We start from the raw sequence: 16,267 nt of genomic DNA, 5'->3' as shown, positions 1-16,267 counted from the left end.
TGCTCTTCCTAGGCCCGTTTGCGGGACCCGAAAATATCCAGCAGACTGACAAACGCAGCTGCAACAAGTAAAACCAACGATAAAAGGCAGGGAACAAACGCTATCCAGATGGGGATACTGAGGATACCCGTTATTTCCTCATATTCACGATATCCCAGCAAGCCTTCCCACATTCGCCACAGCAACAACAGGCTAAAACCAAAGGCGACCAAACTGGCAAATACGCCCATCAACATGATTTTCGATTTGGACGCCGTCGCCGTAAACAAGTCTGCGGAAACATTTGCCCCTGTCATCTGGCAATAGGGCAGGAAGCAGAACGCAGCTATTGCCACACCAAGTTCGGTCAATTCAAAATCACCGGGGAACGGTTTTGTAAACAGCATGTCAGCCGAAATGGAATAGGCATTGACCATGACGACGGCCATAAGAACAAGGCCGCCAAACAATGCCCACAGCTCAGAAAGTCCATGAACAAGGGCGTGAGCCCTTGTCCAAAAGTTGTAATAGCCAGACATGGTCTATTTCATATGCTTTTTAACGGTCGCAACAGCCGTGTCATAAAGTTTCCGGCCATCGATACCTTTTGAAGAAACTTCCTCAATCCAACGATCAACTACGGGGGCCATTTTACCTTCAAAAACAGTCCATTCGGCATCGCTCAGAACAACGTGAGTGTTCCCCGATTTCGTCGCAACACCGAGACCACCTTTTTCAGACGCATCCCATACATTGCCGACTTCTTTTTGCCATTCCGGACCAGAATTGTCCAAAATGATTTTTTGAATATCCGCTGGCAGATTGTCCCAAACTTTTTGGTTCATCGCGACCTGGAATGTTGTTGTTCCAAACCGCTTACCACCCGGGCCTTCAATTTGATACTGAGTTTGCTCCTGAATTTTCAGCGGCGGAATAATCTCGAAAGGAATAAGGGCTCCGTCGATCACCTTTTTAGCCAAGGCTTGCGGAAGCTCCGGAACCGATGTTTTGATCGGGCTCGCACCCAGTGCTTCTAATACCCACGCGCCAGTCCGTGACGGAATGCGGATTTTTTTGCCCGCCAGATCCTCTGGCTTGCGAATTTCACTGTCCACCATATGCATTGCGTTACCACCATGCACATGCAGCCAAATTGGTTTTAAACCCTTATATTCTTCTGCAAGAAATTCTTCATACATCTCGCCCATTGCCAGGTTAGTAGCCGCGGAACTTCCCTGATGGACGCCGGGCAGTTCAAATACTTCTGTCCGTGGGAACAGTCCACCTGCATAGCCATTTACAAACCAGGCCATATCGACAATCCCATCGCGCACCTGACGTGGCAATTGCGGAGGTTTTCCACCAAGAGACATGGACGGATAGATCTTGATCTCAACACGACCGTTCGTCGCCTTTTCAATACGCTCCGCCCAAGGAACAATCATTTTCGAATGGGCCGGTGCTTTTGGGCCCAAGAAATGGTGCAATTTTAACGTAATCTCTGCCGCCGAAGCGGTGCCGCTCAGCATCAGGCCGGCGACGGCACTCAAGGCCAGTAGGCCTATTGATTTTCTCATTTTCATGTTTCCTCTCCCGTTAATTTTTTGATCCCATATGATCTACATTTTTAAGCAACTTGATCGATTGTTTCAGGCTAACAGCAGTTGCCATCACCATTTGTGGCAGGATAAGCCACTCTAGGGTCCATGATGCACCCGACCGCTCATTCTCGTGGATTGCCGAGACATGCATACCGCCAACTTGCGTTGCATTAAAGCGGGCCAGTGTTATCAGGATTTCTGCCAATACCGGATTCTTTTTGTGCGGCATGGCTGAGGAGCCCCCGGCCCCTTTGAGCTGAATCTCATCCACTTCATTCTGGTTCATCAGAACGATGTCCTGCCCCACCTTTCCAACGGCCGTTGTAATCTGGGATAACCAGTTTGAATAGGAAATTAAAGAGGACCGATCAGTATGCCAGCAGGCCGCCTCAAAAGAGAGATCCAGTTCCTCAGCAAGGGCACGTCCAATCGCCGTGCCTTTATCGCCCAATTTATCCAATGTACCAACAGCACCACCAAATTGCAGTACCGCCACGTCTTCTGTCATGGCATCTGCATTTTGTGTCAATTTAGTGAGCGGCCGTTGCCACCGATTAATTTTTTCCGCGGCATTGGTGGGAACTGCCTGTTGCATCCGCGTCCGCGCAATAAGCCCATTTTGACCAAATCGATTTTTCAGCCGCTCAAGCTCTGCCAACACTTCATCCATTTGAAGCCGCAGTAGGGCCGTTGCGCGTTTGAGTCGTAGCGCCAGACTGGTATCGATCACATCTTGACTGGTTGCGCCGAAATGAAGATACGCCTGTACCTCTTTGCCAAGATTTTGCCGAATTTGGTGGATCAGACCGGGGACAACAACACCATCGATTTCAGTTTGTTGGGCGAGGTCCTTCCAATTTGGCTGAAAACTGGAAAGGCCCTCTATAATCGAACTAACTGCGCTGTCAGGGATAATCCCAGCGCGTCCTTGAACACGGGCCAATGCCCTCTCAAAGGCCAACATACAGGCAACATCTTCTTCCGCAGAAAACAGAGGTGCCATCTCTGAATTTCCCAAAAGTCGGCCAAGGACTGGATGTTCAAAGATTGAAATCATCATATCACTCTGCTGTGCCTTCATGCGCGGCTTTTGTCCGCGCCTTTAGATCTCGCAAGGTTTGCAATTCAAGAGCCGTTGGCGGCGGTGTTTGCTCCAACTGTTCAGAGAAGCGGACGGGCCATCCACAAGTTGCCTGAACCTGCTCTTTCTCAACACCGGGATGCAAGGACACCACAACAAACTCTTTTGTTTCTGGGTCAGGTCGCCAAACCGCCAGATCCGTAACCAGCAAGGTCGGACCGCGTGTTGTAATACCCTGCTCTTGACGATCATTGCCGCCATTGCCATGACCAAAAGATGTGTAAAAATCAACCTTATCGACCATACCGCGCAGCGATTGCTTCATCGTGATGAAGATTTCACCACTGGAAGAGGCAATTTCCGGGGCCCCTCCGCCGCCTGGAAGTCTGGTTTTAGGATGATTGTAATCGCCGATAACGGTGGTGTTGATATTCCCGAATTTGTCCAATTGAGCAGCCCCGAGAAAACCAATGGTAATCCGACCGCCCTGTAGCCAGTATCGAAACATTTCTGGGACGGAGACGGTTGTCGTCGCGGTCTCACACAATTCACCATCACCGATGGACAACGGCAAGACATCCGGTGCAGTCCCGATGGTACCGCTTTCATAAATAAGGGTGATATCAGGCGCATGCGTCAAACGCGCAACATTACAGGCCGCTGATGGTGCGCCAATTCCGACAAAACAAATATCATCATTCCCAAGCGCACGAGAGGCTGCAATGGTCATCATCTCATCTGAGGTAAATTTTTCAGTCATTTACCAGCCTCCAAGAGGGAACTGACACGGCTTGCAAAAACCTCCGGCGTTTGATTCAGAACATGTTGTTCCATCCAGTTTCTAAATCCTTCCCGATCGGTGGCGATTTTATCCCAGTCAAGATAGGCTCCATTATCACGAATGTAATATCCATGCGCATAGGACGGATGGGCTCCTCCAGGTACTTCGCAGATAGCCGAAACAGCCCACCCCGGAAGGATGCAGGCATTTGCATGGACATCATCAAAGTCATCAACAATTTCCTCAACGGTCACCACTGATTTTTTCGCCGCCAGCACGGCTTCTTTTTGAATACCCACAATACCTTCGATCAAGACATCGCCTTTGCGATTTGCTTTTTGCGCATGAATGAAGGTCACATCCGGGCGAACTGAAGGGACAGCCGCGAGTTCTTCGCCGGTGAAGGGACAAACCACGCTTCGAATGTTGCTATTTACCTCTTTCAAGCCCGCCCCCTTATATCCGCGAAACACCGCACAAGGCAGGCCTGCGGCCCCTGCCTCATAAGCGTTGGCCATGGCGGCATGGGAATGTTCTTCAATCTCTACAGGATTGGGCCAGTTATTCTCGACCGCATCTCTCAAGCGCCGTAAAAGACCAACGCCCGGATTTCCCGCATAGGAGAAAATCAGCTTTTTTGCCATTCCCATACCGATCATCTGATCATAAACAATATCAGGGGTCATCCGTACCAGCGTCAGATCCCGATATCCTTGACGGATTGCTTCATGGGCGGCAGCATGCGGGATAAGGTGTGTAAAGCCCTCGAAGGCAACCACATCACCATTATTCAGATTGTCCGCTACTGCGTCTTTTAAGGATTGGATTATAGCCACGGGTTAAGAACTTTCAGATATCAAAAAACACAGTTTCATTGTCACCCTGCAAATGAATATCAAACCGATACTCATCGCCCACCTTTTTTCCGATCAGGGTCGGTACACGATGTTTATGCTCAATCCGTGTTAATATCGGATCAGCAGCATTTGCCGTTTCCTCATCCGGGAAATACATTCTTGTATGCAGGCCCAGATTAATCCCCCGGGCGACGACCCAAAAGGTGACATGTGGGGCCATTGGTCGGCCATCCTTAAAAGGCACACTGCCAGGTTTGATGGTGTTGAAAACAAACTCGCCGGTTTCCATATCCGACGGGCAGCGACCCCAACCCGTAAAATTTGGATCCGCTGCGCCTCTTGTCTCAGAGGGACTATTATACAATCCCTTTGCATCGGCCTGCCAGATTTCGACCAAGGCGTCTTTAATCGGAGTGCCAGTCCCGTCAAAGACACATCCCCGTATGATAATTCTTTGCCCTTCCGTGCTCTTGCTTACCATTTCAGAGCCAAGATCTTTTGGAAAAACACCAGAAAGACCACTGAAATTCGGCGTACATCCAATATGGACATAGGGACCGGCCGTTTGAGAAGGGCTTTCTTTAAAATAAGTCAAAGGCTGCGTCATCTAATTGCCCTCTTTCCGGTTTTCGAACAAGGTCGAACGACGACCCCGTAAAACAATATCAAACTTGTAAGCCAGACTATCCATAGGCAGTGTATTGGCCAAATCCAATGGCGCGATCAGTTGTTTCACCGCGTCTTCATCCGGGATTGCCTGAACGATCGGGCATTTCCAAATTAACGGATCCCCTTCAAAATACATCTGCGTAATCAAACGCTGGGCAAAACCATGACCGAAAACGGAAAAATGAATATGAGCAGGCCTCCAGTCATTGACCCCATTGGGCCACGGATAGGGCCCCGGTTTGACCGTCCGAAATGAATAAAACCCGTTCTCGTCTGTAATCGTCCGGCCGCACCCTCCAAAATTAGGATCCAGCGGGGCCAAATAGGTTTCTTTTTTGTGACGGTAACGGCCGCCTGCATTTGCCTGCCAGAATTCAAGCAAGGCGCCTTCCACCGGAACACCCCGCTCATCAATTACACGGCCATGGACAATAATGCGTTCGCCGACAGGTAGATCCCCATTTTGCGAATAATTAAGCAAAAGATCATTATCAAGCTCACCAATAATATCATGCCCGAATACCGGCCCCGTTATTTCGCTGATGGTTCCATCCAACGACAATAGTGCTTTTTGCGGCGATCTTAAAACGCTGGTCTTGTATGCAGGGGTCAGGCCGGGCGGTTGCCACGCTCTATCCCGTTGAAAAAAAGCACCGGTTTCCGGCTTTCTGTTAGTCATTCTAGTTTCCCCCCGCCTGTGTTTCAGCGTCCATTTCTCGAAACACCTCTTTTATCACTTTTATGGCGCTATTTGCTGCTGGCACGCCCGCATATATGGCAACATGAAGCATTGCTTCTCTAATATCTTCGCGGCTGGCCCCTGTGTTTTTCGCCGCCCGCACGTGCATGGCGCATTCATCATAATGTCCAAGGCCGGCCAACAACGCAATTGTCACCATTGATCGTTCCCGCTTTGACCAGTGATCACCGGCCCACACGGTTCCCCATGCACCTTCCGTAATCAATTCCTGAAACGGCTGATCAAATGGATCAGTATTTGCCTCAGCCCTTGCAACATGGGCGTCCCCCAACACTGATTTTCGAACGTCTCTTCCCTGATCATAACGGGGTGAGCTGCTGTTTTTAGATCCCATCATTTCTCTTTCAGGATAATCTTTTATTGAGGAAATCGGTTAGTATGTCTGTAAATATCTCTGGCGCTTCAACACATGGAATATGACCCGCATTTTTGATAAGCGCGAACTCACTGTTCGGGATACCGTCGGCAAGTTCCCGGACTAAACTTTCTGGTGTCGCCAGATCGTGATCCCCAACAACACAGAGTGTCGGCACCTTAATAAGAGCCCGCGCATCAGAATAATCAGCGTCCCTTATCGCCGCGCAGGTCGCGCTATAGCCCATCGGATCCTGCCGCTCAAACATGGCCCGACACCCCGAATAAAGGGGGTTTGAGCTTTTGCGAAATTCCTTGGTAAACCAACGCTCCATCACAGCATCCATCATGCTGGAAAGCCCTTCAGCCTCTACCTGCTTAATACGATCCTGCCACAGCTCCCTTGTTCCGATTTTATGCCCGGTATCACACAAAATCAACGCGCCCACCTGTTCAGGGTCAGAAAAAGCCAGTCCTTGAGCAATCATCCCGCCAACGGACAAACCGCAGATAATGGCCTTTTCGATCTGAAGCGCCTGAAGCAATTCCTTCAGATCTTTTATATGTTCTTCCATAGGATAGGGTCTGTGACAATGAGAGGATAAGCCATGCATTCGCTTGTCATATCGGACAATAGAATACTCAGACTGAAGCGCCCCCACTGGAGCATCCCAAATTCGATAGTCTGTGCCCAGCGAATTCACAAATACTAGGGTCCCCTTCGCGTTGGAACAAGGCAAGTATTCGTAATGCAATGCCCCATTACTGGTTTCCATAAAGTCCATTGTCACCTCCTGCTAGGCATATGAAAACAGATTGATTTCGTGCGGTAAAATGATATTTTTGGTTAATTACATATCTAAATGGTTATGTTTATGGAAAATCGTATTAAATTTCGTCACTTACAAACCTTCATTGAAGTAGCCCGGCAGAAAAGCGTTGGTAAGGCGGCCATCATCCTGAATATCAGTCAGCCGGCGGTCACCAAAACCATCCGAGAACTCGAAGAGATTTTGGGCGTAAAGTTGTTTGAAAAAGAAGGCCGTGGCATTCGGCTTGGCCGGATCGGAGAAGTATTCTTGCGTCACGCCGGGGCCAGTGTCGCCTCGGTCCTCGAGGGGGTAGAGTCGGTCCAGCAAGCCGTCACCCGTTCTTCTCCGCCCGTTCGCATAGGGGCCCTGCCAACCGTTTCCGCCCGGATCATGCCCGATGCCATCCAATTATTTCTGAAGGAAAAGGTCGCCGGGGATATCAAGATCGTTACAGGCGAAAATTCTGTTTTACTGGAACAACTCCGAAAATCTGAGTTGGATCTGGTTGTTGGCAGGCTTGCTGCGCCTGAGAAAATGTCCGGGTTATCTTTTGAGCATCTTTATAGTGAGCAAGTCGTTTTTGCTGTGCGCGCCGACCATCCATTGTTGTCGACAACTCAATTAAGGCTGGATGACCTAAAAAACTTTACAATCCTGATGCCAACCAAGGCTTCTGTTATCAGGCCGTTTGTCGACCGGTTCCTGCTGGCCAATGGCATTCCTGAATTGCCGGTTCAGATCGAAACCGTCTCCGACTCCTTTGGTCGTGCTTTCGTTCGTTCGACAGATGCCGTATGGATCATTTCAACGGGCGTTGTTTCCAATGATCTTAGAGACAATCGAATGACAGTGCTACCCATCGATACCCGCGAAACCCGGGGCGCTGTCGGACTGACCACACGCGCTGACAGCGTACAAAATGCCTCGTTGGCAATTCTCTCTCAAAGTATCCGCGAAGCCGCGGAGCAACTAACCTGATCGCCCTCTAACGAAACTGTGAGCATGGCTTGAATTGCGCGAAAGCGCCGATGAGGTAATATCTAAAAAAAGGAGCGCAAAAACCATGGTCAAGTCCCTCTATTCAATTTCTATAATTCTGGTTGGGTTGATTTTCTCACCAATCGCAAGCTATGCCAGCTCTCTGGAAGTCGCAACATTTGCCGGCGGATGTTTCTGGTGCGTCGAAAAAGATTTCGAACATGTGAAGGGCGTTAAATCAGCCGTTTCCGGGTATACAGGTGGTATGCTGCAAAACCCGAGTTACCGGGATCATGGCCAGCATCTTGAGGCCGTAAGAATTACGTTTGATCCGAATATTGTAACCTACAGCCAGCTTCTTGAAACTTTTTGGCGGTCGGTCGATCCAACGGATGAAGGCGGACAGTTCTGTGATCGCGGAAATACTTACACCACAGCTATTTTCGCAAACACCGAAGAGCAGCGCAAACTGGCGCAGGCGTCAAAAGACGCGTTAAGTCAGTCAGGTATATTAAAGGCGCCGATCGTAACCCCTGTTCGAAATGCTGCCCACTGGACTGACGCTGAAGACTATCATCAAGACTACTACAAGAAAAATCCTGTTCGCTATTTTCTCTATCGTCAGGGATGTAGACGGGATGACCGCATCTCTGAACTTTGGGGCGAGCAAGCCCATCAAGGAATAGATAAATAAACCGCTCTTCCTTTGCGGCCCATTGTCGCGGGCACAGTATTTTTATTTAAAAGGCCTCACAATTCCTTCAAAATAAGGGAATATTGTGAAAGGCCTTTCAATGACTATTCAGGAACGCTCACATCCTTCTTCTCTTCTTTTTGAAGGAGGCTTCCGTATATTTTTCTTATCTGCTGCACTTTATGCTGCGCTGAGCATGATACTATGGATTTGCGATTTAACCGGTTATTCAGAAATTTTAGGGTTATTTTCAGTTTTACCCGGCTCGCTATGGCATGCTCACGAGTTAATCTTTGGTGTGATCATGGCGGTTGTTGCCGGTTTTCTTACAACAGCGGTCCCTGTCTGGACAGGCGGTGAGCGTATCCGAGGCACCGAGCTAAAAATCCTGTTTGGTCTCTGGTTACTCGGCCGTTTGGCTGTCTTTATGTCCGAACTGTTACCGCTCCCTGTTGTTGTTCTTATTGATTTAAGCTTTATCCCATATCTCGCCTTTCTCATCGGAAGGCAAATTATCCAGAAACGGCTTTGGCGTAATTTGGGTTTTATTCCAATGCTGTTTTTCATTCTGTCTGGAAACGTCTTGATTTGGGGAGAAATGTTGGCGATCTCCAATCTCTATGCCAATACCGGCATTCAGCTTTCTATTGGATTTCTGGTTTTAATGACGGTCCTGATTGGCGGCCGGGTTCTTCCGGTTTTCACAAGTAACTGGTTACGGCGTGCAAACAAAAATAACGAACTGGCGAATTCAGTCTGGCTCAAGCGCCTGACAATCGTCACAACCCTGCTTGCTGTGTTCTCTGGCCCATTGAACGCCCCTCAACTTTTCCAAGCCCTTGCGTCCATCTTCGCAGCGATATTCATCATTGCCCGACTCCTGCAATGGAAAGGCTGGCAGACGCTCTCGGATCCTTTGATGTGGATACTCCACCTTGGATACCTCTTTCTGGGGCTTGGATTTCTGGCTGAGGCATCCACCCATGTCTTTATCGATTTTCCGGAAATTCTAGCCAATCATGTCCTGACCATAGGCGGGTTAGGTACTATGGTTCTGGGCATGATGTCCCGAATTGCCCTTGGCCATACTGGACGTCCCCTAAAGATTGCATCCGGCGTCGCCCTTTCTTTCTGGTTATTAATTGCAAGTCTTATTGCGCGTATCTTACCGCCACTTGCGTTCCCTGACTTTGAGGACGTTGGCCTTGCCTTTGCGGGAATAGCCTGGATTTGTGCCTGGATACTCTATCTCATTTATTATGTACCCGTGCTCACCAAAGTCAGAGCCGACGGGAAAGAAGGTTAAGGGCTTAGCCCTGTCAGTTGCCTGAATGCCTGTTCTGTTTCAATATTGGCAGGAAACATGCTTTCGATCATAATTTCTTCTGCCGTAACATCCTGAGGCGTTCCGAAACTTGTGATCGTGGTAATCCACGACAGGGTTACCTCACCCAGTACAAACTCTAACGGTAATACAGGCGGCGCATCGAGCATGGGGTCATCCAACCGCCATTCCGTTGGAATATCAGGATAGGAAAGTACTTCTTCAAGCAATTGCGCGAGCGGGTCATCCTCTGAAGGGCCTCGAAGTTGGCGATGCGCCCGTTGAATTAAATGCCCGGCTGCACGCTTCCAATCTTTGATAAGAGGCCGCAACCCGTTGGGATGTAACGCGAGCCTTAAGGCGTTCGGCACCTCTTGCTGCGCATCCATGGGAACGCCAACCGCCCCCATGATTGTTTGAGCGGCCTTATTGACCATCAGAATATCAAAGCGACGATTAAGAACGGTCGCTGGATAGGGTTCATGATTTTCCAGCATTTTTATAAGAACCGTCCGGATCGGGTCCAAAGCCTCATCATCCAGCGGACTTTCTTTAAAGGCTGGGCTAAATCCCGCAGCATGCAACAGTCTATTTCGCTCCCGCAGTGGTAACTCCATCACATCACATAGATGCAAAACCATTTCCCGGCTGGGTTTCGATCGTCCCGTCTCGATGAAACTGATGTGACGGGCAGAACTTTCTGCGGCAAGGGCCAGATCAAGCTGGCTTAATCCGTGCACCCGTCGCCAACGACGCAACAATATTCCGAACTCGGAAACATTTTGTGTGCCTAATAAATCTGGCATGAGCAATCCCCTGTCCTGGTCCGCAGACAATCATATCGGCATCTCGCCCATAAAGATATTACCTCACAGGTAATTGAGACGATGACCTCCCCCGTGCAGGATAGACCAACATTCAAATTGAAGTGGAACAGAAAAATGAGCTATTCCGTGAACCCAATTTTAAAAAACACATTACTGTTAAACGCAGCATTTTCTTTTGTCAGCGCTCTGATATGCCTGATATTCAACGATTTTTTTACGGATCTGTTAGGCCTCAATAACAGCCTTTATCTATATATCCTTGGCGCTGGATTAATTGTATTTGCCATCGACGTTGCCTATACCGCGACCCGCGACGCCATGAACCTGTCCTTTGTGAAAATTATAATTGGCGCTGATTTTCTGTGGGTTGCCGCCAGTTTTGGGTTAACTCTTCTTGCGCCGCACTGGTTCAGTGTGATCGGTGTTCTTTTAATCGAATTGATCGCTTTGTCCGTGCTGATCTTTGCCATCCTGCAGATCATTGGCTTGATGCAAGCCCTGAAGGCAGATCAGGTGGAAGTATAGATCTGGTGAGTCCCTGTTAATGATCGCCCCGCGCCAACTCTGCGGCCTGTGAAATAACATCAGCGTCCCCAATATGATTGGCCAGAATGAGGATCAGTTTCGCGTTCACAAGCGCACTCTCTTCCTCATTCAGGTTTTCATGCATTTTTAGGATTGTTTCATAAATTTGGTCATGAGAGGCCGTATTTATCTCTTTAATTAAACTCATCCTGTTTGTGCCTTTCTCCCGCTTGCGCATGCCAAAGCCCGCGTCAACGCCCCGGGATCAAATTGCGTCCAGCGGGCGGCCACATGCTGATCCGGTCGAACAAGATATACGCAACCTTCATCGGCCCCGTATCGAGCATAGGCCAAACCAGTATGATCCGTTAGACCCGTCGGCGCCCCCTCGCCTCCCTTAGTGACTTGAATGACGGCCCCCTGTCCTTGCAGACAGTTTTCAATTTCAGATTTAACCTCTTGTTTCGATCCAAAATAGAGGACGTTAAAGGCCTCTGTTGTTTGATTAAGCAACCAATTATTCCCGTTTACCGGTGCATCAATCAACGGAGCGCCAGGCTCTGGCCCCGTTTGAAATTCTTCATCGTTCCCCTCGCTATTTAATGAAGAGCCAGCATAAGGAACCGCAACAGACAACCGGCCAGAATTCACAAAGGGGCGAATGAAGGAATGTTCTCTGGCAAGATCTAGTACCGCATCCCGAAACACCCTCGCCATTTCGGATTTTGGCGTAATAAAATCTGTAGAACGGGTAGAGTTCAGAATATTGACGTCCGCAACATGCGTTGCTTCGTCATTATAGCTCTGTAACAATGCTTCTGGTGCCTTACCGTCAAGCACAGCATCCAGTTTCCAGCCCAGATTATCAATATCCTGCATTCCGCCATTGCAACCACGCGCCCCAAAGGGCGAAACCACATGCGCAGAATCGCCTGCAAAAATCACGTGTCCATGGACGAACTTCTCCATACGTCGGCATTGAAAGGTATATAGAGATATCCATTCAAAATCATAATCGACATCCGGCCCCAGCAACCCCGAAACAAAGGGCTCAACATTTTCTGGTTTTATGGCTTCCTGACGATCGATGTCCCAACCCAACTGAAAATCCAGCCGCCAAACGTCATCCGGCTGTTTGTGAACCAAGCTTGACCAGCCGGGATAGGGTGGATCAAAACGGAACCACCGTTCCGTTGGCCATTTTTCCTTGAACTTCACGTCGGCAATCAGAAAATTGTCTTCGAAGACACGTCCTTGAAAATCCAGCCCCAGCATCGTCCGCACAGGCGATTTATTACCGTCGCAGGCCAATACATAATCGGCTCTTACTGAATACGACCCTTCGGGCGTTTCAACCGTAACATCCGCCCCGTGCTGATCAGGGGCAATGGCCACCACTTCGTGGCGCCACCGTATTTGAATATTGTCGTAGGTTGAAATCTCATCCAACAAATATTCCTCAACGTAATATTGCTGAATGTTTATAAATGCGGGGTATTTTTGATCCTTTATCGGTAACAGATCAAATTCATAAACAGGGTCGTTTTCCGCTTTCCAGAAAACCTTACCCTTATCCCAGACCACCCCTTTTTCAACGAGCCGGTCCCCTATTCCCAATCGATCAAAGATCTCAAGGCTTCTCTTGGAAAAACAGATCGCCTTCGAGCCGCGGGGAATGAAGGGAAGCGCGTTCACTACAACAACCCGTCGCCCCCGCCGTCCTAAATCAAGTGCCAACGACAAACCGACCGGCCCACCGCCAACGATCAGCGTTTCCAGATGCTCTGTTCCGGAAGAGGCTGAATCTGGTATGGATGAAGGAGGATATTCTTTCCATACAGGAATACCGTCTATGTTCATCATGGCACTTACCCCACTCTGAATTAGTCCTGTAACTGCGCCCAAACTTCCCGATCCCGCTCATCTGTCCAGATACGGGGCCAGTCAATCCCATCATATTCATCCCAAAGGCGCTGAACATTAAAGGGCAGGCAGTGCTCGAAAATCGGCCATGCCCCGAATTTAGGCGCGAGGGCTTCATGGGTGGCAAGAAATGCTTCTTTCAGCGTGCCGCCACGTTTGTGAACTGCTTCCGTATGTTCCCGCATTCCCAAAAGGAAGGACCGGGTTTGTTCGATGGCAGCATCGACAGCGTCCCGTCCGGTGGCAACCGCACCGCGCCCACCGATCAATTGCTCTGCACCATAGGATTTTACTTTATCAAGCGTGTCTGTTGACCAGTCCATATGAAAGGCGTCGCCCGTATACAAAGCAGCCTGAGCCTCAACCAGATCCCCGGCATACAGGATCTTCTGTTTCGGCAACCAAGCCACGATGTCGCCTGCGGTATGCCCACGGCCACAATATTCCAAAACAAGTTCGCCGCGATCTCCCCCCAAATCAATGCTCATTTTATCGGAAAATGTTTTTGTTGGATGCGTTAAACCCGGGATGCCTTCCGGCTCTTTAAACAAACGCGGCATCCGACCATATTCAGAATCCCAATCCTGTTTGCCCCGTTCATTGATCAACTTTTCTGTTACATCATGGGTGATGATTTCTTCTGCATCAAATGCTGAAGCGCCAAGAACCCGGACAGCATGGTAATGGGTCAACACAAGGTATTTAACCGGTTTATCTGTATGTTTACGAAGTTCTTTTAACCAGTCACGGGCCGCCGCTGGTGTTGCTCTTGCTTCAATGGCAACGATAAAATCCTCCCCTTCGACAGCACCGACATTGGGATCCCCTTCTGCGGTCAGGGCATAGACCCCTTCTGACAGGATTTCCAGGGTTTCTTTTTTTTCAGACAGATCCGCCGACGATGCGAAAGGTTTAACCATGATATTGGTCCTTTGATTGGTCACACACATTGTTCATTTCAAGCCTGAACGCGACATCACGATAAGGCCGTCCAGCTGAACCGCCATTTGTCATTTTCACGTTTGGCATATTGTTTAAGGAACGATACCTGTGCTAAGTTGCTATGTAAACTTAAAAAATGAGTCAGGGTGCTCCATTATGCAGGACGCGATAAAACCATTTCATATTTCAAATGGGCAAAAAGTACTTGAGCTTGATAACTACCTGACATTCTTTTTTGTCGTGATCGCCAATCGGCTCTCAAGGGGCGCGTCCGCCCACTACAGAAAAGAATATGGGATTGGTGTGGTGGAATGGCGGTGCTTGGTGTCCCTCGCGATGGAGCAAAGTACGACGGCAGCGCAAATCAGCAAAACAAGCAGCATGAATAAGTCGTTGGTCAGTCGTTCACTAAGCAAACTGGAGGCTCTGGAGTGCGTGGAAGACTGCGACAGCTCGCTGAAAAAAAAGCCGCGCCTTCTTAAACTGACCTCTAAGGGCGTCGCCCTATACGAAAAAATGGTGGAAGACACCCTGTCACGAGAAACAGAATTGCGTAAGGGGCTTGGGGAAAACGAAATTTCCGAGTTACTGAGGATGCTGCGCACACTTGCAAGAAACGCCCGTGATCTGGATCAAACCAACCCCGATAGCCTTAATTAGGCGCCTTCGGTATCGACGACCTTTCCGGCATTAATTTGTCCGCCCATCAGGGTGGTCAGACGCTTCATTAACTTTATCTCTTCATCTGATCGGGATCGATCCAAAAAGGCCTTTTTCTCTAGTCCGATTCCATGCTCGGCCGAAAGACTACTATTCTTAAACTGCGCGGCAAGCGAATAAACAAGGTCATCAACTCTGAGGGTATCGTGCAGGGCCTCCTTATCACCTGCCAACATCACATGAAGGTTGCCGTCCCCCATGTGGCCAAAAAAGAAAAGATGACAGTCAGGATATTCCATTGCCATCACATCCTGCAGCGCTAATGCAAAGCCGTTCATGTCGGAAAGCTCAAAACCAATGTCATACGACCGGTTCGTCGGAAAACCAAATTGTACCGCATCGCTATCCTCTCGCGCCCGCCAAATGGATTGCCTTTCCGATTCAGATTTAGCCAATACCGCATCGAGTAACAGTTCCTCTTCGAACATCTTTTCCAGAAACGGCTCCAGACGATGAGGCGCATCCTTCAGCCAGCGACCGGTTTCAATAACAGCATAGAGCGGATACCCATCCGGCAAAGGCCTTCTTCCAAACCCCGGCTGACCGGTAGTAAGCGCATAATATTCCGGCCACATAGCCTCGAATGACAGAAGGTCCGATCCAAGATACCGCCGGGCTTCTGACAGTATTTTAACGAGGATTTTAAAACTCTCAGCCGCAATCAGCGCCGTCTCTTCATCGATTGGTTTCGGGTGCAACTTTAACGCAACCTGACTGACAAGGCCCAGCCGCCCTTCTGTTCCGATAAACAGCTGCTTTAAATCAAAGCCCGCATTATTTTTCATCAGTGTATTAAGGGAGGATAAAACGGTTCCATCTGAAAGCACGGCTTCCAGTCCAAGAATATTTTCGCGCATCATACCGTACCGCAAAACCCTGACACCGCCGGCATTGGTCGAAACCATTCCCCCCAATGTGGCACTCCCTCTGGACGGAATATCAACTCCCGGCATCATTCCGACTTCCGCTGCTTTGTTCAATGCGGTTTCTAACGTCACGCCTGCCTCTGCAATCAGGATGTTCTGCTCTTTGTCGACCCGAAGCACGTTGTTCAATCGTTCAAAACTAACAACAAGATCCCCTTGCTGACTGCTTGTCCCATCCACCAAACCGGTTAAACCCCCATGGGGAACCATGTTGATCTGTTTGTTATGAGCAAGCGCACAAATTTGGGAAAGCTCGTTTGTTGTTGCAGGTCGGACCAAAAGCCCCGCGCCATAAGCGTCATGACAGTAGTCGCTAGACCGTTCAGTAACAGTATTTCCTGTCAAAACATGGCTTTCGCCGACAATTTCTTTCAGCTTTTGCAGCAAATCAGACACATCAGACCTCTATTCATTTAAAGCGAATTCTAGACCACCAAAAGGCAGGCGCAAGTGATGAAATTAAACAAATTCTGTTAGCAAAACGCACAAAAAAACCCGCCGGCAAGAACCGGCG

The 16,267-nt window shown here is 49.1% G+C and carries 19 protein-coding genes; 5 read left to right on the top strand and 14 right to left on the bottom strand.

Going from position 1 to position 16,267, the window contains the following annotated elements; all coding sequences use genetic code 11:
• Positions 1 to 8: 8 nt before the first annotated feature.
• From ACJAYR_RS01955 to pcaD, 9 genes are read right to left on the bottom strand one after another with little or no spacing between them, the layout of a single operon-like run.
• Positions 9 to 518, bottom strand: coding sequence for a TRAP transporter small permease (locus ACJAYR_RS01955; protein WP_415235038.1), 510 nt, complete (start codon positions 516 to 518; stop codon positions 9 to 11).
• 3 nt (positions 519 to 521) lie between these two features.
• Complete coding sequence (locus ACJAYR_RS01950; RefSeq protein ID WP_415235037.1) at positions 522 to 1,556, bottom strand: TRAP transporter substrate-binding protein; 1,035 nt, start codon at positions 1,554 to 1,556, stop codon at positions 522 to 524.
• Between the two features lie 19 nt (positions 1,557 to 1,575).
• Positions 1,576 to 2,661, bottom strand: coding sequence for a 3-carboxy-cis,cis-muconate cycloisomerase (locus tag ACJAYR_RS01945; protein WP_415235036.1), 1,086 nt, complete (start codon positions 2,659 to 2,661; stop codon positions 1,576 to 1,578).
• Positions 2,642 to 3,421: a CoA-transferase subunit beta gene (locus tag ACJAYR_RS01940; RefSeq protein ID WP_415235035.1), complete on the bottom strand. Its 780-nt coding sequence runs from the start codon at positions 3,419 to 3,421 to the stop codon at positions 2,642 to 2,644. The genes ACJAYR_RS01945 and ACJAYR_RS01940 overlap by 20 nt, the downstream gene beginning before the upstream one ends.
• The gene (locus ACJAYR_RS01935; RefSeq protein WP_415235034.1) at positions 3,418 to 4,278 is read right to left on the bottom strand and encodes a CoA transferase subunit A; all 861 of its coding nucleotides are present in this window, start codon (positions 4,276 to 4,278) and stop codon (positions 3,418 to 3,420) included. Before ACJAYR_RS01935 ends, ACJAYR_RS01940 begins: the two co-directional genes overlap by 4 nt.
• A gap of 13 nt (positions 4,279 to 4,291) precedes the next feature.
• Positions 4,292 to 4,906, bottom strand: a complete 615-nt coding sequence (pcaG, locus tag ACJAYR_RS01930) for a protocatechuate 3,4-dioxygenase subunit alpha (RefSeq protein WP_415235033.1) — start codon at positions 4,904 to 4,906, stop codon at positions 4,292 to 4,294.
• A complete protein-coding gene (gene pcaH, locus ACJAYR_RS01925) occupies positions 4,907 to 5,647 on the bottom strand; it encodes a protocatechuate 3,4-dioxygenase subunit beta (protein ID WP_415235032.1) in 741 nt (246 codons plus the stop codon).
• 1 nt (position 5,648) lies between these two features.
• Positions 5,649 to 6,062: a 4-carboxymuconolactone decarboxylase gene (pcaC, locus tag ACJAYR_RS01920; RefSeq protein ID WP_415235113.1), complete on the bottom strand. Its 414-nt coding sequence runs from the start codon at positions 6,060 to 6,062 to the stop codon at positions 5,649 to 5,651.
• Between the two features lie 10 nt (positions 6,063 to 6,072).
• A complete protein-coding gene (pcaD, locus tag ACJAYR_RS01915) occupies positions 6,073 to 6,867 on the bottom strand; it encodes a 3-oxoadipate enol-lactonase (RefSeq protein WP_415235031.1) in 795 nt (264 codons plus the stop codon).
• A 90-nt stretch (positions 6,868 to 6,957) separates the two neighbouring features.
• Here pcaD and pcaQ point away from each other — a divergent pair, with 90 nt between their 5' ends.
• From pcaQ to ACJAYR_RS01900, 3 genes are all read left to right on the top strand, one after another.
• Entirely contained in the window at positions 6,958 to 7,872 is a 915-nt protein-coding gene (gene pcaQ, locus ACJAYR_RS01910; protein WP_415235030.1) for a pca operon transcription factor PcaQ, read from the top strand.
• Between the two features lie 85 nt (positions 7,873 to 7,957).
• On the top strand, positions 7,958 to 8,566 hold the full coding sequence (gene msrA, locus ACJAYR_RS01905) for a peptide-methionine (S)-S-oxide reductase MsrA (RefSeq protein ID WP_415235029.1): 609 nt from the start codon (positions 7,958 to 7,960) through the stop codon (positions 8,564 to 8,566).
• Between the two features lie 85 nt (positions 8,567 to 8,651).
• The gene (locus ACJAYR_RS01900) at positions 8,652 to 9,872 is read left to right on the top strand and encodes an NnrS family protein (RefSeq protein ID WP_415235028.1); all 1,221 of its coding nucleotides are present in this window, start codon (positions 8,652 to 8,654) and stop codon (positions 9,870 to 9,872) included.
• On the opposite strand, the gene ACJAYR_RS01895 is transcribed toward ACJAYR_RS01900, so the two are convergent.
• Positions 9,869 to 10,696 (bottom strand): helix-turn-helix domain-containing protein, encoded by an 828-nt coding sequence (locus ACJAYR_RS01895; RefSeq protein ID WP_415235027.1) that lies wholly within the window; start codon positions 10,694 to 10,696, stop codon positions 9,869 to 9,871. The two genes, ACJAYR_RS01900 and ACJAYR_RS01895, sit on opposite strands and share 4 nt — an antisense overlap.
• 135 nt (positions 10,697 to 10,831) lie before the next feature.
• Here ACJAYR_RS01895 and ACJAYR_RS01890 point away from each other — a divergent pair, with 135 nt between their 5' ends.
• Positions 10,832 to 11,242, top strand: coding sequence for a hypothetical protein (locus ACJAYR_RS01890; protein WP_415235026.1), 411 nt, complete (start codon positions 10,832 to 10,834; stop codon positions 11,240 to 11,242).
• A gap of 16 nt (positions 11,243 to 11,258) precedes the next feature.
• Here ACJAYR_RS01890 and ACJAYR_RS01885 read toward each other — a convergent pair whose 3' ends face one another.
• Genes ACJAYR_RS01885 through ACJAYR_RS01875 form a run of 3 tightly spaced genes read right to left on the bottom strand, consistent with a single transcriptional unit; the run spans position 11,259 to position 14,088 of the window.
• Positions 11,259 to 11,450 (bottom strand): DUF2783 domain-containing protein, encoded by a 192-nt coding sequence (locus ACJAYR_RS01885; protein ID WP_415235025.1) that lies wholly within the window; start codon positions 11,448 to 11,450, stop codon positions 11,259 to 11,261.
• The gene (locus ACJAYR_RS01880) at positions 11,447 to 13,105 is read right to left on the bottom strand and encodes an FAD-dependent oxidoreductase (RefSeq protein WP_415235024.1); all 1,659 of its coding nucleotides are present in this window, start codon (positions 13,103 to 13,105) and stop codon (positions 11,447 to 11,449) included. The genes ACJAYR_RS01885 and ACJAYR_RS01880 overlap by 4 nt, the downstream gene beginning before the upstream one ends.
• Before the next feature lie 20 nt (positions 13,106 to 13,125).
• Positions 13,126 to 14,088, bottom strand: a complete 963-nt coding sequence (locus ACJAYR_RS01875; RefSeq protein ID WP_415235112.1) for an MBL fold metallo-hydrolase — start codon at positions 14,086 to 14,088, stop codon at positions 13,126 to 13,128.
• A gap of 175 nt (positions 14,089 to 14,263) precedes the next feature.
• Here ACJAYR_RS01875 and ACJAYR_RS01870 point away from each other — a divergent pair, with 175 nt between their 5' ends.
• A complete protein-coding gene (locus ACJAYR_RS01870; RefSeq protein ID WP_415235023.1) occupies positions 14,264 to 14,767 on the top strand; it encodes a MarR family winged helix-turn-helix transcriptional regulator in 504 nt (167 codons plus the stop codon).
• On the opposite strand, the gene ACJAYR_RS01865 is transcribed toward ACJAYR_RS01870, so the two are convergent.
• Entirely contained in the window at positions 14,764 to 16,149 is a 1,386-nt protein-coding gene (locus ACJAYR_RS01865; protein ID WP_415235022.1) for an FAD-binding oxidoreductase, read from the bottom strand. The two genes, ACJAYR_RS01870 and ACJAYR_RS01865, sit on opposite strands and share 4 nt — an antisense overlap.
• Positions 16,150 to 16,267 lie beyond the last annotated feature (118 nt).

The sequence above is a fragment of the Sneathiella sp. genome (genome assembly GCF_047631475.1).
Lineage (GTDB): Bacteria > Pseudomonadota > Alphaproteobacteria > Sneathiellales > Sneathiellaceae > Sneathiella.
The sequence above is the reverse complement of the archived record's forward strand: the minus strand, read 5'-3'. Positions and strand labels throughout refer to the sequence as shown.